The organism is Amycolatopsis orientalis (assembly GCF_000943515.2).
Taxonomy (GTDB): domain Bacteria; phylum Actinomycetota; class Actinomycetes; order Mycobacteriales; family Pseudonocardiaceae; genus Amycolatopsis; species Amycolatopsis orientalis.
Window position 1 is genome coordinate 4,011,199 of sequence record NZ_CP016174.1, and the last position, 19,306, is coordinate 4,030,504.

The 19,306-nt window shown below is 69.2% G+C and carries 20 protein-coding genes; 13 read left to right on the plus strand and 7 right to left on the minus strand.

What is annotated here, in order from left to right; all coding sequences use genetic code 11:
- The first annotated feature begins 149 nt into the window (after nucleotides 1-149).
- The 4 genes from SD37_RS17525 (at nucleotide 150) to SD37_RS17540 (ending at nucleotide 3,313) form a co-directional block, all read left to right on the plus strand.
- Nucleotides 150-761 carry a SecDF P1 head subdomain-containing protein gene (locus SD37_RS17525; protein ID WP_044852917.1) on the plus strand — a complete coding sequence of 204 codons (612 nt, stop codon included), beginning with the start codon at nucleotides 150-152 and terminating at the stop codon, nucleotides 759-761.
- Between the two features lie 72 nt (nucleotides 762-833).
- On the plus strand, nucleotides 834-1,889 hold the full coding sequence (locus SD37_RS17530; protein ID WP_044852918.1) for an LLM class flavin-dependent oxidoreductase: 1,056 nt from the start codon (nucleotides 834-836) through the stop codon (nucleotides 1,887-1,889).
- A gap of 10 nt (nucleotides 1,890-1,899) precedes the next feature.
- Nucleotides 1,900-2,790 carry an AraC family transcriptional regulator gene (locus SD37_RS17535; RefSeq protein WP_044852919.1) on the plus strand — a complete coding sequence of 297 codons (891 nt, stop codon included), beginning with the start codon at nucleotides 1,900-1,902 and terminating at the stop codon, nucleotides 2,788-2,790.
- Nucleotides 2,791-2,848: 58 nt separating this feature from the next.
- On the plus strand, nucleotides 2,849-3,313 hold the full coding sequence (locus tag SD37_RS17540; protein WP_044852920.1) for an SRPBCC family protein: 465 nt from the start codon (nucleotides 2,849-2,851) through the stop codon (nucleotides 3,311-3,313).
- A gap of 6 nt (nucleotides 3,314-3,319) precedes the next feature.
- Here the strand turns inward: SD37_RS17540 and SD37_RS17545 are convergent, their stop codons facing one another.
- Complete coding sequence (locus SD37_RS17545; RefSeq protein ID WP_044852921.1) at nucleotides 3,320-4,288, minus strand: M64 family metallopeptidase; 969 nt, start codon at nucleotides 4,286-4,288, stop codon at nucleotides 3,320-3,322.
- 99 nt (nucleotides 4,289-4,387) lie between these two features.
- On the opposite strand from SD37_RS17545, the gene SD37_RS17550 reads away from it, so the two are divergent.
- Both SD37_RS17550 and SD37_RS17555 read left to right on the plus strand, forming a co-directional pair.
- Nucleotides 4,388-5,362: a LysR family transcriptional regulator gene (locus SD37_RS17550; RefSeq protein WP_044852922.1), complete on the plus strand. Its 975-nt coding sequence runs from the start codon at nucleotides 4,388-4,390 to the stop codon at nucleotides 5,360-5,362.
- 74 nt (nucleotides 5,363-5,436) lie between these two features.
- Nucleotides 5,437-6,189 carry a trypsin-like serine protease gene (locus SD37_RS17555; protein ID WP_044852923.1) on the plus strand — a complete coding sequence of 251 codons (753 nt, stop codon included), beginning with the start codon at nucleotides 5,437-5,439 and terminating at the stop codon, nucleotides 6,187-6,189.
- 13 nt (nucleotides 6,190-6,202) lie between these two features.
- On the opposite strand, the gene SD37_RS44120 is transcribed toward SD37_RS17555, so the two are convergent.
- From SD37_RS44120 to SD37_RS17570, 4 genes are all read right to left on the minus strand, one after another.
- Entirely contained in the window at nucleotides 6,203-6,334 is a 132-nt protein-coding gene (locus tag SD37_RS44120) for a hypothetical protein (protein ID WP_256376585.1), read from the minus strand.
- A gap of 140 nt (nucleotides 6,335-6,474) precedes the next feature.
- The gene (locus SD37_RS17560) at nucleotides 6,475-7,158 is read right to left on the minus strand and encodes a hypothetical protein (RefSeq protein WP_044852924.1); all 684 of its coding nucleotides are present in this window, start codon (nucleotides 7,156-7,158) and stop codon (nucleotides 6,475-6,477) included.
- A gap of 128 nt (nucleotides 7,159-7,286) precedes the next feature.
- Entirely contained in the window at nucleotides 7,287-8,285 is a 999-nt protein-coding gene (locus SD37_RS17565; RefSeq protein ID WP_044852925.1) for a LuxR C-terminal-related transcriptional regulator, read from the minus strand.
- A gap of 258 nt (nucleotides 8,286-8,543) precedes the next feature.
- Nucleotides 8,544-8,918: a hypothetical protein gene (locus SD37_RS17570; protein ID WP_044852926.1), complete on the minus strand. Its 375-nt coding sequence runs from the start codon at nucleotides 8,916-8,918 to the stop codon at nucleotides 8,544-8,546.
- Between the two features lie 194 nt (nucleotides 8,919-9,112).
- Here SD37_RS17570 and SD37_RS17575 point away from each other — a divergent pair, with 194 nt between their 5' ends.
- On the plus strand, nucleotides 9,113-10,042 hold the full coding sequence (locus tag SD37_RS17575) for an alpha/beta hydrolase family protein (protein WP_044852927.1): 930 nt from the start codon (nucleotides 9,113-9,115) through the stop codon (nucleotides 10,040-10,042).
- Between the two features lie 7 nt (nucleotides 10,043-10,049).
- On the opposite strand, the gene SD37_RS17580 is transcribed toward SD37_RS17575, so the two are convergent.
- Complete coding sequence (locus SD37_RS17580) at nucleotides 10,050-10,436, minus strand: ATP-binding protein (RefSeq protein ID WP_044852928.1); 387 nt, start codon at nucleotides 10,434-10,436, stop codon at nucleotides 10,050-10,052.
- 186 nt (nucleotides 10,437-10,622) lie between these two features.
- On the opposite strand from SD37_RS17580, the gene SD37_RS17585 reads away from it, so the two are divergent.
- Together SD37_RS17585 and SD37_RS17590 are read left to right on the plus strand one after the other, a co-directional pair.
- Nucleotides 10,623-11,165 (plus strand): hypothetical protein, encoded by a 543-nt coding sequence (locus SD37_RS17585; protein WP_044852929.1) that lies wholly within the window; start codon nucleotides 10,623-10,625, stop codon nucleotides 11,163-11,165.
- A gap of 372 nt (nucleotides 11,166-11,537) precedes the next feature.
- Nucleotides 11,538-13,412 carry a Calx-beta domain-containing protein gene (locus SD37_RS17590; protein WP_044852930.1) on the plus strand — a complete coding sequence of 625 codons (1,875 nt, stop codon included), beginning with the start codon at nucleotides 11,538-11,540 and terminating at the stop codon, nucleotides 13,410-13,412.
- A gap of 58 nt (nucleotides 13,413-13,470) precedes the next feature.
- Here the strand turns inward: SD37_RS17590 and bla are convergent, their stop codons facing one another.
- Nucleotides 13,471-14,382 carry a class A beta-lactamase gene (bla, locus tag SD37_RS17595; RefSeq protein ID WP_044853428.1) on the minus strand — a complete coding sequence of 304 codons (912 nt, stop codon included), beginning with the start codon at nucleotides 14,380-14,382 and terminating at the stop codon, nucleotides 13,471-13,473.
- A gap of 101 nt (nucleotides 14,383-14,483) precedes the next feature.
- On the opposite strand from bla, the gene SD37_RS17600 reads away from it, so the two are divergent.
- The 4 genes from SD37_RS17600 to SD37_RS17615 all read left to right on the plus strand — a co-directional run bounded on the left by SD37_RS17600 (nucleotide 14,484) and on the right by SD37_RS17615 (nucleotide 19,232).
- Nucleotides 14,484-15,365: a LysR family transcriptional regulator gene (locus SD37_RS17600; protein WP_044852931.1), complete on the plus strand. Its 882-nt coding sequence runs from the start codon at nucleotides 14,484-14,486 to the stop codon at nucleotides 15,363-15,365.
- Nucleotides 15,362-16,264, plus strand: a complete 903-nt coding sequence (locus SD37_RS17605; RefSeq protein ID WP_044852932.1) for a serine hydrolase — start codon at nucleotides 15,362-15,364, stop codon at nucleotides 16,262-16,264. Before SD37_RS17600 ends, SD37_RS17605 begins: the two co-directional genes overlap by 4 nt.
- A 49-nt stretch (nucleotides 16,265-16,313) precedes the next feature.
- Entirely contained in the window at nucleotides 16,314-17,300 is a 987-nt protein-coding gene (gene ppk2, locus SD37_RS17610) for a polyphosphate kinase 2 (RefSeq protein WP_044853429.1), read from the plus strand.
- A 162-nt stretch (nucleotides 17,301-17,462) separates the two neighbouring features.
- A complete protein-coding gene (locus tag SD37_RS17615) occupies nucleotides 17,463-19,232 on the plus strand; it encodes an alpha/beta hydrolase (protein ID WP_044852933.1) in 1,770 nt (589 codons plus the stop codon).
- Nucleotides 19,233-19,306: the final 74 nt, after the last annotated feature.

Here is a 19,306-nt window from a genome sequence, read left to right on the forward strand (position 1 = left end):
CCATCGGAAGGACATGCGCTGGCCCCCAAAGCGTCGAGCGATGACGTTCTGTAAGTCAGCAAACACCCAATGAGATGACGCGGCTAGATCGGTCTGGGTGATTTTCCGACGGGCCGCCACGCGGACGCTGAACCCGACAGAATGTCCCCGTGCGAAAACTTTGCGTCGCGGTGGCCCTCGTCCTGCTCGGTGTCACCGGTTGCCAGGGCGGGGTTTCCGGTCAAGCCGAACCGGACGGCGACAGTTTCGTGGTCAAGGACGGCTCCCGGCTGCGGTTCCGGCCGGTGCTGACCGAGCTGCCGCCAGGGCCGCCGACCGGCCCGGCGGCGAACCGCCAGAGCACGGATCCCGCCGAGCAGCAGGCCGCCGCGGCGGCGCTCGACTGCTCGCCGGGGCCGGACCCCTTGGACGGCCGCGACGATCCGGCGCTCCCGCTGGTCGGTTGTGATCGGGTCCAGGGCACGAAATACGTGCTCGGCCCGGCGTTCCTCACCGGAGCCGACATCAGCCAGGCGATCGCGCGGTTCGATCAGCAAGCCGGGGGCGCGATCATCGGGCTCAGCTTCACCGACACGGGTGCGCGGACGTGGAGCGACTGGACCGCGCGGAACATCGGCAAGCAGGTCGCGATGGTGCTCAAGAGCCGCGTGCTCACCGCGCCGATGATCCAGTCCGCCATCACCGGCCGGGAAACGCAGATCACCGGCAAGTTCACCCTGCCCGAGGCCCGGCAGCTGGCGCGGGACATCGCCGGCGGGTGAGCCCTCCCGGCCGTCGGAATAGGATCACCGGAGTACACGTTTGAGCGTTCAACTACTTTGAGGAGTTGGACCATGGGGTACGAGATCTTGGGCACCCGGCGGGAGCCGTCGTTCGGCCTGGACACCTTCGGCGACGTGGAGAACGGCGCCGATGGCCAGCCGGTGAGCCAGGCGGAGGCGATCCGGCAGGTCGTGGCCGAGGGCGTGCTCGCTGACCAGGTCGGAGTGGACTACTTCGGCGTCGGTGAGCATCACCGCACGGAGATGGCGGTCTCCTCACCGGACGTCGTCCTGGCCGCGATCGCCGGCCGGACCGAACGGATCCGGCTGGGTACGGCGGTGACCGTGCTCAGCTCGGACGACCCGGTGCGGGTGTACGAGCGGTTCGCCACGCTCGACGCGGTCTCCCGGGGACGGGCCGAGGTCACGCTCGGCCGGGGCTCGTTCACCGAGTCGTTCCCGCTGTTCGGCTATTCGCTCGATGACTACGAAGCGCTGTTCGCCGAGAAACTCGATCTGTTCACCCACCTGCAGAAGGAGAAACCGGTCGACTGGACCGGGACCGTCCGTCCCGCCCTGGAGGGCGCACAGGCCTTCCCGGTCACCGAATCGGGCAGTCTGCCCGCCTGGGTCGGCGTCGGCGGTACCCCGCAGTCGGTGGTCCGCGCGGCCGCGTACGGCCTTCCCCTGGTGATGGCGGTGATCGGCGGATCGCCGGAGCGGTTCACCCCGCTGGCCGATCTCTACCGGCGGGCCCTGAAGGAGGCGGGCCACGCGGAGCTGCCGATCTCCATGCACAGTCCCGGACATGTCGCCGCGACCGACGAACTCGCGGTGGCCCAGCACTTCCCGCACCATCAGGCCGCCTTCGCCAAGATCGGCGCCGAGCGGGGCTGGGGTCCGATGTCCCGCGCCGACTACGACGCCATGGCCGGGCCGCGCGGCGCGTTGTTCGTCGGTTCCGTCGAAACCGTCGCTCAGAAGATCGCGTGGGCGGTGCGGACCCTCGGCCTGTCGCGGTTCCAGCTCAAATACGGCGCGGGCGCGCTTCCGCACGAGCAGCGGATGGAGTCGATCCGGCTTTACGGCGAGCAGGTCGTCCCGCGGGTGAAGGAACTGCTCGGCTAGCCTCGGAGTCGTGGTGTTCGACTCCGAACGTTTCGACCTCCAGCCGTACACGGGTTTCGACATGTCCCGCTATGTCCACCGGACCTTCTGCAGCTGGCAGGATTCCGGCTGGCAGTCGTTGCTGGTCCAGCGCTTCGACCACGTCCCCGTCGCCGACGAGATGGAGCTGCCCGCCACCGCGGACCTCCATCTCGTCCTCGCGCTCTCGGGCCGGGCGGTGATGGAGAGCCGGGGCGAAGGGCGGTGGGACCGCTACCACTGGGGCCCGGGACGGCTCACGCTGACGGTCCCCGGCAGGCCGGTGGTGCACCGCTACCGCGGGGACGAGTCGATGCGCAGCCTTCAGGTGCACATCCCCGGCCCCACGGTGGAGTCGGTCGCGGCCCGGCTGGGCGGCCGCGCGGTGGATCACGAGGCGATGGCGCTCTCCCTGGCCGGGGGAGACCCGCTGCTCGTCGAACTCGTCCGGGCGCTCGGGAAAGCGGGCGGGGAAGACGACTTGTACGCGGAAGCCGCGGCCGCCTTCCTCACCGTGCATCTGCTCACCCGGCACGGGCGGAAACCGGCGCCGCCGGACGCGGGGCGGGAGGACGCGCGCGTCCGCGCGGCCGTGGCGATGATGCGCGAACGGCTGGCCGATCCCCTCAGCCTGGCCGAAATCGCCGGGGAAGTGCACCTGAGCGTCTACCACTTCATCCGCGTCTTCAAGGAGAAGACCGGCGAGACACCGCACCGGTTCCTCGCCCGGCTCCGGATCGAAGAGGCGCGACGGCTGTTGCGCGACACCGACCTCCCGGTCGCCCGGATCGCGCCGAGATGCGGGTTCGCCACTGCCGGGGCCCTCTCGGCCGCTTTCCTGCGGCACACCGGATCGCGCCCCTCGGACTACCGCAATTCCTGACCATCACCCCGCAATCTCACGTCTGGTGACCGCTTCCGCCCGTTTCTAGGGTGGCCGGGTGAGTAGTTCTGGAACGCAGTCGTACGACGTCACCGCCGAATCGACGGCACCGCCCGCCGCGGTGTGGGCACTGTTGCTGGACGCCCGCAGCTGGCCGGACTGGTCGCCGGTCGGCTCCCTGGAAATGGGTGCGTCACAAGGGATCTCCGCCGACGGCCGCGACGACGTCGGTGCGATCCGCGCCTTCCGTACCGGCAAGACGGTCACCAAGGAGCGGATCACCGCACTCGACCCCGAACGCCGGTTCGCCTACGAGGGGGTGGACGTGCCGGTGATGACCGACTATCAGGCCGCCGTCGAACTCCGCGAGACCTCCGGCGGCGGAACACAGATCCGGTGGCACGGAACGTATCGCGTCGGCCGGGGCAAGGCGTTGTTCTTCCGGTGGTACCTCCGCCGCTTCATGCGGGGCATGGCGACCGGGCTCGCCGACCACGCCGGCGGCCCGGTCCGGAAACCATGAACGGGATCAGTGCCGGGCGGCGGCTTCGCGGTGGAAGCCCGCGATCATCGCCTCGGTGCTCGGCGGGTTGAAGGGCTGCCCGAGTGTGCGCATGAGCGAGTTCACGCTGGGCCGGTACATCCCGGTCTTGCAGTAGCGGGAGCCTTCGAAGGCGCCGACCGTGCCGCCGTCGGGGGAGGGCTTGCCGAGCCAGGCGTACCACTTGGCCCGGCGGTCCTTCATCTGCGAGGCCGTGAGGGCGGTCGCGTTGGGCTCCCGGGGTTCGCGGGTTTCGCAGGTGCCGTAGTCGTATTCGTCGGCGAGTCCGCCGATGGAATGGCCGAGTTCGTGGGCGACGATCTGGCTGGCCTGGGCGTTGCCGCCCGAAGAGGTCGCGACCTCGCCGCCCGCGCCGCCGTACTTGGTGGTGTTCGCCAGTGCGATGACCTGATCGACGTCCGGCGCGGCCGCGGCGTACTGCTTCGCCTTGGTTTCGTTGACACACAACAGCCGTTCGATGCCGCCGCACCAGAAGTACGCGCCGAGGGCGGTGTTGCGCCGGATGCCCTGGGTCGGGTCGTTCGTGACACCGGACTGGGCGGAGACGACGTCGACCTGCCAGAGGTTGAACTGCTTGCGGTAGCTCTTGTACGGCTCGATGGCGAACAGCGCCGCGACGCTGGAACGGACGTGCTGCGAGTACGTGCCCAGCTGCGAGGAGGTGTAGCCGTCGCCGACGAAGACCAGATCGAAGGTGGTCTCGCTGGGGCCGTTGGTCTCGATCGGGGTCACCGCGACGGCGTTCGCGATCCGCTGCGGTAACGCGGTTCTGTCCGAAGACGGGCGGCTGACGTCCACCCGGGTGATGGTTCCCCCGGGTTCGAAGGCCTCCATCGACGTCGTGAACCGGCGGATCGGGGCCGCCGACGCCGTCGCGGGGACGAGTCCGGCGACGAGGGTGGTGGTCAGCGCGAACATGAGACCTGCGCGTCGCATGCGTACTCCTTGCGGGGAGGGGAGAAAGGAGGAGTACGAAAAACGATCCCGACTTTCGACGGCTTCCGGCACATCCCAAGTGGCCATAAGGTCCGCGTGATGGACGTCGAGTTACGTCATCTCCGGGTGGTGTGCGCGGTCGCCGACGCGGGCAGCATCACGCGCGCGGCGATCGGCATCGGCAGCACCCAGCCTGCGCTGACCGCCGCCGTGCAACGGATCGAGCGCGCGTTCGGCGGAACGTTGTTCGTCCGCGGGCGGGAAGGGGTCGTCCCGACGGCGTTCGGCGAATGCGTCCTCGCTCGCGCGCGGGCGGTCCTCGCCGCGGCGGACACGATGCACCGGGACGCGGCGCGCTGGCTGGCAGACGGGGACGAACGTCCGGTGGCGCTGGGCGGGATCGGCGGTTCGATGGTCGTCGAGCTGGCGGACCGGCTCGGGGATTCCGGCCGGGCGCAAGCGGTTTCGGTGACGACGGAGTTCTCGCCCTCGCGGCTGCTGGATCTCGTCGCGGGTGGTCAGCTCGACGCCGCCGTCGTCGCCGACTATCCCGGGCACGTCCTGCGCGCCGCGCCGGGGGTGGCGCTGCGCCCGCTGGCCGCGCAACCGGTGTTCGTGGCGATCGCCGCGGATCATCCGGCCGCCCACGGCACCGAAATCGACCTGGCCGATCTCGCGGCCGAACGGTGGGTGCTCGGGCCGTCCGACGGCGCCGGCTGGCCGGAATGTTTCGAGGAAGCCTGTGCACGCGCGGGTTTCCGGCCGAGGGTGGCGCACCGGAGCACGGAACTCCGTCCGCTGCAACGCCTGATCGCGGCGGGCCGGGCGATCTCCCCGTGCCAGGTCACCTTTCCCGGCACGCCCGGGATCGCGATCCGTTCCCTCACCGGAGATCCGCTGTGGATGCGGTATCTGATCGCTTGGAACACCGAAGGCGCCTTCGGTGAGAACAGCGCCGCCTTGATCGCCGCGGCCGAGGCGGCCTACCGGTCCGACACCGACAGCAGCCACGCCTACCGTCGCTGGCTCGCCCGCCGCGGCGAACCCGTCGACGCCCGGCGTGCCATCGGGTGACACCTGGTCGGGGAATTCCCCTTGTCGGAAGGGCGTCCTAGCCTCGGATCACCTCATCGACGAAGGGTAAGAAATTGCGTCTGCGCGCCCTGCTGGCCGCTGCTGTCCTGACCATCATCACCGCTCCGGCCGCGTTCGCCGCGCCGGACGTCGCCCACGGTTCCGATGTCCCACCGGGGCGGTTCGGGTTCGTCGCGAAGCTCGCGATGACGAAGATCCCCCGCCCGGACGGCTCCACCTACAGCAGTTTCTGCACCGGCGCGCTGGTCGCGCCCGGCTGGGTCGTCACCACCGGACACTGCTTCCACGACGCGCACCGCAAGCGGGTCTCGGGCAAGATGCCGTATCCGACAACGGTGACGCTGGGCCTCGTCGACGAGGCGATCGAATCAGGCGTGGCCCGCAAGGCGACCGAAGTGCTGCAGGCGAAGGAAAACGACGTCGCCCTCCTCCGGCTGGACACCCCGGTGACCACGGTGCCGCCGGTGACGGTGAGCCGCGTGCTCCCGAAGGTCGGCCAGCACCTGACCCTGGCGGGCTGGGGCAGCCTGACCAGTACGAACCCCGTGCCCGCCGGGCGGATGCAGCAGGGCAGCGTCCAGGTGGCGACAGTCGCGCCGACGACGGTGGGCGTCCGCGGCGCGGCCCCGGCGATCACGACGAGCGCGTGCACGTACGACTCGGGCGCGCCCTATTTCGTCCCGGACGACAAGAGCGGCGCCCTGGTCTCGATCGAAGCGACCGGACCGGGATGCCCCCACGCCGGGATCGAGACGACGTCCCGCGCCGACGTCATCGCGGACTGGATCGCCACCCATACGGCCTAGCGGCTTTCCGGGTTCAGAGGGCGAACGCGAGCCACAGCGCGAGCCAGGCGCAAGCCGCGACCGCCACGACGACCGCGCACACCCGCAGCCCCACGGTGGCGATCCGGACTGACACGGTGCCGTTGTGCTGTCGGTGATTCCCCATGATGCCGCCCTCCTTTCAAGATCACCTTCCGCTCTCCGCGGCTCCGCCGCAGCGGGGGCGGATTGCCTGGGTGACCCCATCCGGGTGAGGGCGACCGCGAGAACAGGCCCGGCCGGGCTCCGGCCGGGCCTGTTTCCGGATCAGCTTCCGGTCTGGGCGCAGGTGGCGGCGTCGGTGCCGAGGACCGGGTCGGTCACCGGGCGCCGGGTGATCGGCAAGGTGTTCTGGGTGGTCAGGGCGCCGTCGCGAAGGGTGTAGACGGTGCGGCTGCCGCTGTAGGTGATGCGGTCGGCGGGGGCGCTGATGTCGTCGGCCTCGGCGGCCACGGTTTCGAAGGTGCGCCCGCCGCCTTCGAGCGGGGTGCACTGGTAGCCGAGATGCGCCGCGACGCCGCCGCCTTCGGCGATCGAGAGCGGCTTGTCGTTGTCGTCGACGATCTGGCCGAGGTTGCGGCCGTCGTAGTGCAGGGCGCTGAAGAAGGTGGTGTTGGCGCCGATGGACTGGGCGACGATCAGCTCGGCGCGGCCGTCGCCGTTGAGGTCGGTGACGCGCGGGGCCTCAAGCGGGAAGGCGCTGTCGGCGCCGACGTGGATCGAGGTGAAGGTGCCGTGCACGGTCGCGGAGATGACCTGGTCGTTGTCGCCGGTGAGCTGGGCGGTGACGGTCTCGATCTCGCCGTCGCCATCGAGGTCGGCGACGGTGGTGACCGGGCCGGGGGACGGGGTGCTCAGCGGGCCTGCCAAAGCCGGGACGACGGTGGCGAGGCCGAGTGCGGCGGTGATGCCGGTGATGGTCACGGTGCGGATGATGCCGGTGTGGTTCATGGTGCTCTCCCTCCACGCTTCCGGTGAACTTTTCACCGAAAGTGCTCTCATAAGGGAAGACGGCCACGCGGTGAGCGGGTGCACCGAGAGTGTGATGTGCCACACAAACGCAACCGGGGACGGCGGGGTCAGAGCCAGCCGTTGTGCGCGGCGAAAACCCCCAGCTGGAACCGGCTGGAGACACCGGCGCGGTCCATCAGGGTTTCGAGATAGCGGAACAGGGTCCGCCTGCTGACACCGAGTCCGGCGGCGATCTCGTCGTCCTTGCGCCCGGCGGCCAGCAGGAGCAGCAGCTCGCGTTCGATCGGCCGGATCGGCTGGTCGGCCGTCCGTGCCTCCCGGTCGAGCGGGAGTGCCGCGGCCCAGGAGGTTTCGAACAGCCCTTCCAGCGCGGAGAAGAGGCTGCACGGGCGCACGATGACGATGGACCGGTTGCGGTCGGTCTCCCGGATGGTCAGCGCGATGGTCGCCGCCCGGTCGTCGAAGAGTGTCAGTTTCACCGGGAGTTCGGGCAGCAACCGGGCCTTCTCGCCGGCCCGCAGGCACGGCAGGATGTTCTCGGCGAGGTAGCCGGGGTCGCCCAGCGACGCTCCACTGTAGACACAACGGTGGATGATCCCGCGCCGCAGCTGCTCCTCTTCGAGGAGGTTCCGGTGGCCGCCGGTGAAGTAGGGCGGGGAATCGAGACGGCGCACCTGATGCCGCACCATGGTCGCGAGGTGCCGGAGCCGGGGGACGATGGCGTCGCCGGTGACGACTTCGAGCAGATCCTGCGCGTGCGGCAGGTCCGCGTGTGCGCGCCGGAACGCGCGGTACGCGGTCTGGACCGCGAGCCGCGCGTCGTGCAGTTCGGCCTGCCGTCGCGTGGTCAGGGCGGCCAGCGCCTCACCGGGGTTCGCGGGGCGGAATTCGGTACCGTCCACTCCGGACGGCAGCGCCAGCCCGGCGTCGGCCAGTTCCTTGAGTGCTGTTTGGACGGTCTCCGTGTCGCCGTACCGCCGCGCCAGTTCCCCGGCGGTCACCGGCGCACTTTCCAGCATCCGGCCGTAGATCCGCGCGGCGGTCTCGCCGAGGCCCAGTCTGGTCAGCTGCGCGCCGAGCCCGTCAGGGGCGCCGGAGCTAGACACCCGAGGTGTCGCGGATCCGGGTGCGGTTCGCGTACGGCGGTGCGGTGAGGAGACCTCGGATGCGCATGGGTGCCTTCCACTGCAAGGAAAAGGGAAGATCGGCGGGTCGCCGGTCAAGGCCGGAACGAGATCGCCAGGGGAATGCCCTGGCCGGATCCGGTGCCGGTTTTCCCATGCTAGGCAGGAGGATACGGCGGTTGATAGCGACTAAAGACGGGAGAAAGACGCGCCAAGCGTCGAGATGGCCGCTTCGCGCGCTCAGCGCCGTCGGCGTTTCCCGGACAGCCGTTTCGTGACCCGCGGCTGGGGGTCGAGCAGTTCCTCGGCGATGAGGATGGCCCGGTCCGACAGGGTGACGGACAGCCGCTCCACCGAATCGCCGATCCGGCCGGCTTCGCGGCGCACGCCCTCGCCCACGGGCTTGCTGTGCCGATCAGCGATGCCCGCGAGCCTGCTCCCGGAGACCAGGACCAGATCGGCGAGCTGCTCACCCAGTTCGGTCAGCCGGTTCGCGGTCCTGCCCGCCCGGCGGGCCACCAGGTCCTCGGTCTCCCGGCGCAACTCGCGGACCGCGGACCTCGACTCGGTTGTCGTCCCGGTGAGTGCTGACTTCAGAACCTTTGTCACGTCCATCAGGATCGACCTCCACGCGGCTTGCCTGCGTTTGAGTGTACGACCGTACTCCCGATTCACGGTGGTCGTCTCGGCGCGAGGGAAGCGAAAGGTGTCGCCAGGGGAGGGGTTTGACAAAGCGGAACACTGCTCCGTATGTTTGCGGAACAGTGCTCCGCTTAAGGCGGCGCCCTCATCCCTAGGGAATACTCACCATGACCACTCCGACCCCCGTCCTCTCGATCGCCCCGGTGGTGCTGCCCACCCCGGATCGGGCGGTGGACCTGCGGCTGCGGATCTCCGTGCCGATGACCGGTGACGAGCTGCCGGTCGTCCTGCTGTCGCACGGGCAGGGCTATTCGAACCATCTCTCCTCGCTGAACGGCTACGCCCCGCTCGTGAATTTCTGGGCGGCGCAAGGGTTCGCCGTCATCCAGCCCACCCATCTCAGTTCGAGGACGCTGAACCTGGAGCCAGGCGACCCCGAAGCGCCCATGTACTACCGCTCCCGCGCCGAGGACATGGTCCGCGTCCTCGACCGGCTCGACGAGATCGAGACCGCTGTCCCGCACCTTCGCGGCCGACTGGACCGGGGCAAGATCGCCGTGGCCGGGCACTCGATGGGCGGGCACACCGCGAGCCTGCTGCTGGGCGCGCGGTACACCGACCCGGTCAGCGGTGCGGAAGTGGACCTCGCCGAACCCAGGATCTCGGCCGGGGTGCTGCTCGCCGCGCCCGGCCGCGGCGGCGACGCCCTCACCGAGTTCGTGACGGAGAACTATGCCTTCTTCCTCGGCACGGATTTCTCCGCGATGACGACCCCCGCGCTCGTCGTCGCCGGCGACAAGGACGCCTCCACCCATCTGACCGTCAACGGTCCGGAGTGGCACGCCGATCCGTACTTCCTTGCGCCGGGGCGCAAGACGCTGCTCACCCTGTTCGACGCGGAGCACGGGCTCGGCGGGATCTCCGGCTACGACGTCGCCGAGACGACGGACGAGAACCCGGAACGGGTGGCCGCGGTGGCGAGGCTCACCTCGGCCTATCTGCGCAGCGAGTTCTTCCCCGGGGATCCGGCGTGGCGGCAGGCGTGCGACGAGCTGACCAGCGGTCCCGACCCGCTCGGGCGCATCGACTTGAAGTAGCCCTGTGTCAGGGCACGGGGATCTCCGCCCACACCGTTTTGACCCGGGCGCCGGTCTCCACGCCCCACTGGGCGCTGATCGCTTCGACCAAGGCCAGCCCTCGCCCGTGCGGGCTCGCCGGATCCCGCTTCAGCACGCGCTGTGGCTTCAGCTGGGGGCGGAGGTCGTCGACTTCGACGCGGATCACGTCACGGCCGTCGGGGATGGACACCCGCAGCTCGGCCACGCCGTCGGCGTGTTCGTGCGCGTTGGTGACCAGTTCCGTGGTCAGCAGTTCGGTGTCCGACACGGTACTGCGTCCGATACCACCGAGCTGGCCTCGCAGCCAGGCCCGGATCTTCCCCAGCGGAGGGGTGTCACCGCTGAGGAATTCGTAGGCGGTCTTGGTTCCCACACAGGTCTCCTTAGCGGTCTCCCAGCGGGGATACCCAAGGAGGACGGCGTTCACACCGAGTTCGGCTCACGGATGATGGGCCGGTACGTCGAGGCAGTCGATTGTGCGCGCGAAGGTACGTTGTGCCCGCGGGCCGGCTCCTGGTCCTCTGACGGGGTTCATTTCGCGCGAAGCGGGGAGACTCTCGTGATCAAGAAGATTTTCGCTGTCCTGTCGGTGCTTTCGCTGGCGCTCTTGGGCGTCGCGGGCACGGCGCAGGCCGGGATCGTGCAATGGTCCGACGGGTACGAATCGAACCCTTTCGGCACCTGGGAACGTGACATCCAGGGTGGTGACGGGCATTCCTGGTTCGACATCGGGATGGGGGTGGCGCGGACCGGCAACAACAATGGCTGGCTCTTCGCGGACAACGGCTGGTCGGCGATGCGGGCTCCCAAATCGTTGAGCAGCTTCCCGTCGGATCGGTCGAACTGCGCCGCCGCCATCTACGCCGACCCGGTGGGTGGCGGAGCGAACATCGGCCTGGAGATCTGGGACCCCAACGGCTGGCGGAAGATCTCCCATACGGTGAAGTGGATCGACGACTGGGCGGGGTATCAGCTCATCACCCTGCCCAATCTCAACCTGAACGGGGTGGGTACCGTCTACCTCCAGCCGATCTACGGGAACAACGGTGGCCCGGCGAAGTACATCCGCCTGGACGACGCGGTCATCCAGTGCTCCTATTGAGCGGATAGCGCCGCGGAGCCCGGTGTCTCGTCTCGGTATCGGCCGGCGCCCTGCGTTGCGCCATTCGGTGAATATTCACTGCCGGATATCGGCGGGATTCGGGTTCCGTTCGGAGAAGTGATCACGGAAAACGCCGGAACCTTCGACACTTCTCACGCTGAAGGGTGAGAAGTGTCGAAGGTCTTTCGGCTGAACGGCGCACCGCGGACATGGTCCCGGTAGCCCGGATTCGCGGTAACAACCCCGTTGAGAGCCTTGACATGGGCTCCCCGGGTGACACGCGGTGTTCGCGCTAACGAAAGACGAAATTTTCCGTCTTCCTCAGGCAACCCAAAGAATTCCGGCGGTCGCCGGGTCTCGAAAGGGAAGTCCATGTCGCGAAGACCATTGCTAGTCGTCCTCACCGCCGTCACGGCGATGCTCGTGTCCACCGGGGTCGCCACCGCGGCGCCGCCGGGTGTCGACCCGGCCACGGTCGATCTCACCCTCGACGCGGGGCAGAGCACGACCGTGACCAAGAACGTGACGACCTCGGCGGTGCCGCCGGACCCGGATCTCGTCCTGCTCGCGGACACGACCGGCAGCATGGGCGGGCCGATCGGCAACGTGCGGTCCAACGCCAGTGCCATCACCGGTGACGTGCTGGCCGCGCAGCCGACCGCGCAGTTCGGGGTCGCCGAGTACAAGGACTTCACCGACTCGGTGCCGTTCAAGGTCAACCAGGGCATCACCGGCGACACCACCGCGGTCCAGGCCGGGATCAACCAGTGGGTGGCCTCCGGCGGCGGGGATACGCCGGAAGCCAACCTGAACGCCCTCTACCAGCTGGCCACCGGTGCGGTCACCTTCCGGCCGGACGGCACCCGCATCATCGCGTGGTTCGGCGACGCGCCGTCGCACGATCCGAGCGGCGGGCACACCCTCGCCCAGACCATCGCGGCGCTGCAGGCGGCGAAGATCCGCGTCGTCGCCGTGAACGTCGGGGCTCTCGACGCCACCGGACAGGCCACCGCCATCACCTCGGCCACCGGTGGGGTGCTGCTGAACAACGTCCCCGCTGGTCAGGTCTCCCAGGCCATCCTGGACGGCATCAAATCCATCGAGGTCACGGTGACCCCGAAGGTGACCAGCTGCGACCCGCAGATCACGGTCACCAACAACCCGGGCAGCGTCAAGGTGACCAGCGGCGACGTCGCCACGTTCACCGAGACGATCACGGCGGCGGCCGGAGCCGCGCCCGGCACCTATCACTGCGTGGTCGACTATCAGGTCGACGGCGTTTCGCTCGGCTACCTCGAGACCACGACCGTGCGCGTGCTCGGCTTGAGCGTCAACGATGTGACGGTCGACGAAGGTTCGGGCGGAGCGCCGGTCCCGGCGACCTTCACGGTGTCACTGCTCGGCGGTCCCAGCCCGAATCCGGTGACCGTGCACTACGCGACCGCCAACGGCACCGCGACCGCGCCCGCCGACTACGCGACCGCGAGTGGCACCGTGACGTTCGCGCCCGGTGAGACCGCGAAGCCGGTGACCGTCCTGGTCAACCCGGACACCGTCGACGAACCGAACGAGACGTTCACGGTGAACCTCTCGGCGCCGTCGGGCGCCGGACTCGTCGATCCGGTCGGGGTCGGCACGATCGTCGACGACGACCGTGACGGCGTCTTCTCCTGCACGGGTACCGCGGCGAACGTGCTCGGCGTGACCGCGGCGCGGGCCAACCCGGCGAATCTGCCGTGTGCCGACGACGCCGACAGCGTCGCCGCCGCGACGCTCAACGCCGGTCTGATCAAGGTGGACACCCAGGTGCTGACCGCGTCGACCGATCTCACGCCGGACGACCAGTCGGCGGCCCCGGCAGCGGGCGATCGCGCGCTCGCCACGGCCAGGATCGACAAGACGGTGATCAGCACGGTCGGGCTGACCATCGAACTCGGCGTGATCCAGTCGCAGGCCACGGCGACCTGTCAGCCCGCGCCGGGCGGTCTCGCCCCGGTACTGGCTGGCAGTTCGCATGTCGCGTCGTTGAAGATCAACGGTTCGGCGGTCACGGTGGGCTCGGCGCCGCTGACCATCCCGCTGGTCATCGGCTCGCTGAAGCTGAACAGCCAGACCGTGGCGAACGGTGTGGTGAAGCAGCAGGCCGTCGCCCTGGACACCGCGCTCGCGAAGATCGTGCTCGCGGAGTCCCAGGCCGACGTGCACGGCACCGCCGCGCATCCGGCGGGCAACCCCTGCCGGCGCTGAGGCGGATGAACCGGCCGGGCGGACAGGTCCCTCCTGTCCGCCCGGTCCACCACGGGGGTCAGGGGAGCAGTTCGACGGTGGCCACGGTGGCCTGCGCGAGCAGCGCGTTGTCGATTTGGGCGTCCTTTGTGGACCGGTCGGTCAGTACGGAGAGGACGATCGGCGCCCGGTTCGGCGGCCAGACGACGGCGATGTCGTTGCGGGTGCCGTAGCTCGCCGTCCCCGTCTTGTCGGCGACGGCCCAGCCCGGGACCCCCGCGCGGATGTTCGCGTCACCGGTGGTGTTGCCGCGCATGATGTCGACGAGGATCTTTCGCTTGTCCTCGGGGAGCGCGTCGCCGAGCGCGAAGGCCCGCAAGCTCACGGCGAGGGCGCGAGGCGTGCTGGTGTCCCGGATGTCGCCCGGAGCGGTGTCGTTGAGTTCGGTTTCGATCCGGTCGACGTGGGTCGTGGTGTCGCCGATCCCGCGCAGTACCGCGGTGAGGCCCGCGGGACCGCCGAGTTCGCGGAAGAGCAGATTGCCGCCGGTGTTGTCGCTGTAGCGAAGGGTGGCGTCCATGACCGCGCGCAGCGGCATGCCGGTCCCGACGTGCTTCTCCGTGATCGGCGAGTTCGCGACCACGTCCTGCCGGCTGTAGGTCACCGTCCGGTCCAGTTCGGCGACCGGGGTCCGCTGCAGGACACCGCCCGCGGTGAACACCTTGTGCGTTGACGCGTAGGCGAACCGCTCGTCGGCACGGTAGGCGACCTCGCGGCCGGTCGCGGTGTCCACCGCGTACACCCCGAGCCGGGCACCGAAGGCGCGTTCGAGCCGCTCGAAGCCGGCGCGGCCGTCCGTCACGACCGGGGCGGCGGCCGAGGAGGCGGCGGGTGGTTGCGCGGGGGCGGGCGTGGAACACGCGGCGAGGGACACGACCGAGAGCGCCAGCAGGGCCGCCCGGCTGGGCCGGCGGCGAGAAGAAACGGACACGGTGATTCCTTTCAAGATCGTTCGATGTCCGCAGTCTGGTGAGCGCCGATCATGCTGTCCAAGACACGAATGAGCTATTCCATGCGAATCGGGCATAGTATGTGGTCGTGGACCTGATCGGCGGCTGCCGGGCGTTCGTGAGCGTGAGTGAGGCCGGGAGCTTCACCGCGGGAGCCGCGCTCGCCCGCATTCCCCAGCCGGTGGCGAGCCGCCGGATCGCCGCGCTGGAACGGCATTTCGGCGAGCGGCTGTTCGACCGCACCACCCGGCGCGCGCGGCTCACCCCCTTCGGCCGGGACATGCTGCCGTCGGCGAAACGCCTGGTGACCCTGGCCGACGCCATGGAGCACGACGCGCAGCGCGCCAAACTGCGGCCGACGCGGCTCGCGATACCGGAGATCTGCCCCATCCGCGAACTCGCCGAACTCGACGCGGCGGCGCGGGCACTGGACGTCTTCCTGGAGTTCCGGCAGGCCCCGCCGCGGGAACGAGCCGAACTCGTGCGGACCCAGGAGGTCCGCGCGGCTCTCACGGCCGTCCCCGGGGAAGAGGGCACCTGGAAGGTCGAACTGGGCCTGGCCGGCACAGGCGGGTCGCGGACGGGTTCGCTGCACCTGGAAACGTTGCGGGTGGGCCGGTCCGGCCGTGCGCTTCGCCGGGTCTGGATCCAGCCCGAGGACGACGTCCCGCATCTCCGCGACCGCCTGTTCCGCGTCCGCGATTCGGTGGGCCTGCGGCCGGCGCAGGTCGCCGTCGCCGACTCGCTCACCGGGGCCGCTGCGGCCGTGTTCGGTTCGGCCGATCTGCTGCTGTGTTCGACGGCTCAGGCCACCGAACTCGGTTTGGCCTGGCGGCCCATCGGCGAACTCCGGCTCGTCCGCGGCTACGAGGTCACGGCGGGGCTCGGCGAGGACGCGCAGCGGCTCCGTGCACGCTTGTGGCCGGACATCGCCCGGTGTCTCGGCGCGGAGGAGACCACATGAACACCGAGTCGCTGCTCGCGCGGTTGCGCGCGGAACTGGCCGACGGCGGCCTGCGGGGCTCGTTCCTGGTACGGGACCTGCGGACCGGATACGAGATCGGCATCGATCCCGACCTCGAGTTCCCGAGCGCCTCCTTGGTGAAGATCCCGCTCGCCGCGGCGACCTTGGAACGGATCCGGCGGGGCGAACTGGACGGTTCGGCGCCGATCGAGGTCCAGCCCGGCCGGGCCACCACGCCGGGGCCGACCGGGCTGACCCGGTTCCGGCATCCGGCCAGGGTGTCGATCGACGACCTGCTCTACCTCGCCATGGCCATCAGTGATGAGACCGCGGCCGACACGCTCTTCTCGCTGACACCGCCCGCAGAAGTCACGAGGATGACGCGGGAATGGGGTGTGCCGGGGATTTCCGCGCGGCATCCGGTGTCGGACCTCAGCGACACGCCCGCAGAACGCTTCGGCCCCCAGGACGTCCACCTCGCGCACGCGCTCGCGATCAACGCGGGTACCGCCGGGCAAGGACATCCCGTCCCCCAGCTCGACATCACCCGCGCGAGTTCCGGTTCCGCCCGCGCGTTCGCCGGTCTGCTGGAAGCGCTGTGGACACCCTCCAAAGTGGACGAATCCGTGGCGGCGCGGGTGCGCGAACTGATGGGACTCAACCTGTTGCGTCAACGCTTGAGCCCCGACTTCGTCTCCGACGCCACGAAATGGTCGTCGAAGACCGGTACGGTACTGAACCTGCGTCACGAGGTCGGTGTCGTCGAACACGCCGACGGCGGGATCTTCGCGATCGCCGCGCTCACCGAGTCACGCGTGTCCGCGGCGATCCAGCCCGAGGCCGAAGTGCTGATGGCCCGCGTGGCGCGGACACTGCGTGATCATCTGCGCGGTGGATGAAGGGCGGCACCGGCGTTTGCCGAACGATCATCACGGGTATTCCGCGCCTGTGCCCGATCCATCGGCTGATCTCGCCGCGCACTTCCCCGAATTGCGGGACCAGCGTCTCGTCGTCGACTACGACGACGCCGACGACGCCGACGACCCGGTCCTGCTCCGCCCGGACGGTTCCCCCATCGACACCTGGCGCGAGAACTATCCGTACTCGACGCGCATGCCCCGCGCCGAATACGACGTGGTGAAGCGGTTGCTGCAGATCGAACTGCTGAAACTGCAGTACTGGATCAAGGACACCGGTGGCCGCATGGTCATCCTGTTCGAAGGCCGGGACGCGGCGGGCAAGGGCAGCACCATCAAGCGGTTCACCGAACACCTCGACCCGCGTGGCGCGAGAGTGGTGGCGCTGGGCAAGCCCACCGAACGCGAGCGGGGCGAGTGGTATTTCCAGCGTTACGTGAACCATCTGCCCACCGAGGGCGAGATCGTGCTGTTCGACCGGTCCTGGTACAACCGCGCCGGCGTCGAACCGGTGATGGGGTACTGCACGGACGAACAGTACGAACGCTTCATGCGGCAGGCGCCGCTGTTCGAGCGGATGCTCGTCGACGACGGGATCGTCCTCGTCAAACTGTGGTTCTCCGTGTCGAAATCCGAGCAGCGGACCCGGTTCCTCATCCGGCAGGTCGACCCGGTGCGCCAATGGAAGCTGAGCGCCAACGACGTCAAGTCGCTCGACCGCTGGGATGCCTACACCGAGGCGAAGGTGAAGATGTTCCGCGCCACCGACACGGAGATCGCGCCGTGGACGGTGGTCAAGAGCAACGACAAGAAACGGGCGCGTGTCGAGGCGATGCGCAGTGTGCTCGCCCGCGTGGACTACGCCGACAAGGACGAGGACGTCGTCGGTGAGCCGGATCTGAACGTGGTCGGTGCCGCGGCGACCCTCTTGGAGGAGGGCGAGGACGAAGCGTCGCTCAGCCCGACGCCGATCGCGCCGTCGCCGGATCCCGACCACGGGCCCGGTCTGCATCCGTAGCCGCGTCCGTGGTTGTCGAGATCCCGCCATGTCGGGTATCCGCCATCGACGGGCCGTGTAGGAACGCTGATCAGCTGTCTTTACTTCTCGTACGGACGTCGGGGGCTCCTGTCGAAAGGGATCATGGTGATCAGTAGTACGAGAAAGACGCGGAGAGGCACGGTGGCCGTGGTCGCCGGCGCCTTCCTGGCCTCGGGCCTGGTACTGGCTCCGGCCGCGGGTGCGGCACCCGCCGCCAAGGCCGACCCGGACACCGCGGCGCTCGCCGGTGCGCTGACCACGCAGGCCGTGGCGTGGGGTGAGTGCTCGTTCCCCTCGGTCGCGCCCGCGACGGAAGCCGAACTTAAGAAGGTCAAGGGCCTGGCCTGCGCGACCATCCAGGTCCCGCGCGACTGGCACGACCCGCAGGACGGCAACACGATCGGCATCCGCGTCTCCAAGACCGCGACGGCCTATCCCGGTACCGGCAGGCAGGGCATCGCGCTGGTCAACCCGGGCGGCCCCGGCGGTGAAGGACTGCCGTGGGGTGCCGCGATGGCGAGGCGCAGCCCGGTGCTGGCCGGACAGTACGACTTCGTCGGCTTCGACCCGCGTGGCGTCGGCCAGAGCACGCCGCTGACGTGCAGCTACACCGTCCCGGACAGCACGGATCAGAACGTGATCAACCGCGCGAAGGTCGACGGCTGCTTGAAGAACCCGCTGACGAAGTTCATCACCACCGAGCAGACCGCGTACGACATGGACTTCATCCGGGTCATCCTCGGGGAGAAGAAGACCAGCTACATCGGTTACTCCTACGGCACGTGGCTGGGCACCTGGTACGCCACCACGTTCCCGGGCAAGGCGCACCGCTTCCTGCTCGACTCCTCGACCGACGCGAGCCGGACGACGCTGGAGAAGACCTGGGATCTGCAGCCGCGCAGCCGGGACCGCCAGTTCCAGGAGGCCCTGCTGCCCTACATGGCGCGCAACGACGCGAAGTACCACACGGGCACCGACCCGCTGGAGATCCGCCGCAACTGGGAGAAGGCGGGCGGCACCCGCGAATTCGCGGGCATGCTCTACGCCGCCTGGTTCATCATCCCGGCGATGTACGACACCACGCAGTACCCGTCGGCCGCGTCGATGGTGGCCGCGCTCGCCAAGGGACCGGCGCCCACCGGGACCGACGCGGAGAAGCTGGAGAAGGTCGTCGCGCAGGCGCTGACCACCCCGGGCCTGACCGACGCGAACAAGGCGTTCCTCGTCAAGGCGAAGGGCAACGCGCTGGAGGCCATCGCGAAGAAGGATTCGGTCGAGCGCAAGGCTTCTTATCAGGGCGGGGCCGAGGTCGAGACCTGGGACGCGGCGTTCGAGGCGATCCGTTGCCAGGACGGCCAGTGGAACCAGAACCTGCACTACTGGACTTACTGGCAGGCCGACCTGACCGTGAACGCGCCGTTCATCGCGCCGATCATGGCTCTCTCGGGCGCGCCGCTGTGCGCGTTCTGGCCGACCACCAACGCCAAACCCGCCCCCGACGCGAAGACCTTCCCGAAGCTGCTGATCGCGCAGACCGAACTGGACGCGGCCACGCCGTACGAGGGCGCGCTCGCCACCGCGAACAGCCTGCCGGGCGCGAAGATGATCAGCGTCGACAACGAAGGAAGCCACGGGATCTTCCCGTACAACACCGACTGCGTCGACGACCCGATCGTGGCCTACTTCCAGACCGGCCTCACGCCGAAGAAGAAGTTCACCGGCTGCCAGGGGCTGCCGCTGCCCGGTGAGGACAAGACGGTCGAGGTCGGCGGTCACCTCGGGCACGACGGCAAGATCAAGATCAAGATGATCACCCCCGAGGTGCGCAAGGCGAACGAGATCGTGCGCGAACTCCTCGAAGGAACCGCCACCGCGGCGGCCGACGAGAAGGGGATGCCCGTCAACAGCTGATCCCGGGTTCCCGGACGAGGTTCCCGCGGGAACCTCGTCCGGGTGCCGGATCTGTGATCGTTTCGTTACCGATT

Bases quoted from the DNA above. Each gene is read 5' to 3' on its own strand.
- SD37_RS17530 (WP_044852918.1), top strand. From the start codon at position 834: ATGGGGTACGAGATCTTGGGCACCCGGCGGGAGCCGTCGTTCGGCCTG.
- SD37_RS17545 (WP_044852921.1), bottom strand. From the start codon at position 4,288: ATGCGACGCGCAGGTCTCATGTTCGCGCTGACCACCACCCTCGTCGCC.
- SD37_RS17550 (WP_044852922.1), top strand. From the start codon at position 4,388: ATGGACGTCGAGTTACGTCATCTCCGGGTGGTGTGCGCGGTCGCCGAC.
- SD37_RS44120 (WP_256376585.1), bottom strand. From the start codon at position 6,334: ATGGGGAATCACCGACAGCACAACGGCACCGTGTCAGTCCGGATCGCC.
- SD37_RS17560 (WP_044852924.1), bottom strand. From the start codon at position 7,158: ATGAACCACACCGGCATCATCCGCACCGTGACCATCACCGGCATCACC.
- SD37_RS17570 (WP_044852926.1), bottom strand. From the start codon at position 8,918: ATGGACGTGACAAAGGTTCTGAAGTCAGCACTCACCGGGACGACAACC.
- SD37_RS17575 (WP_044852927.1), top strand. From the start codon at position 9,113: ATGACCACTCCGACCCCCGTCCTCTCGATCGCCCCGGTGGTGCTGCCC.
- SD37_RS17590 (WP_044852930.1), top strand. From the start codon at position 11,538: ATGTCGCGAAGACCATTGCTAGTCGTCCTCACCGCCGTCACGGCGATG.
- SD37_RS17605 (WP_044852932.1), top strand. From the start codon at position 15,362: ATGAACACCGAGTCGCTGCTCGCGCGGTTGCGCGCGGAACTGGCCGAC.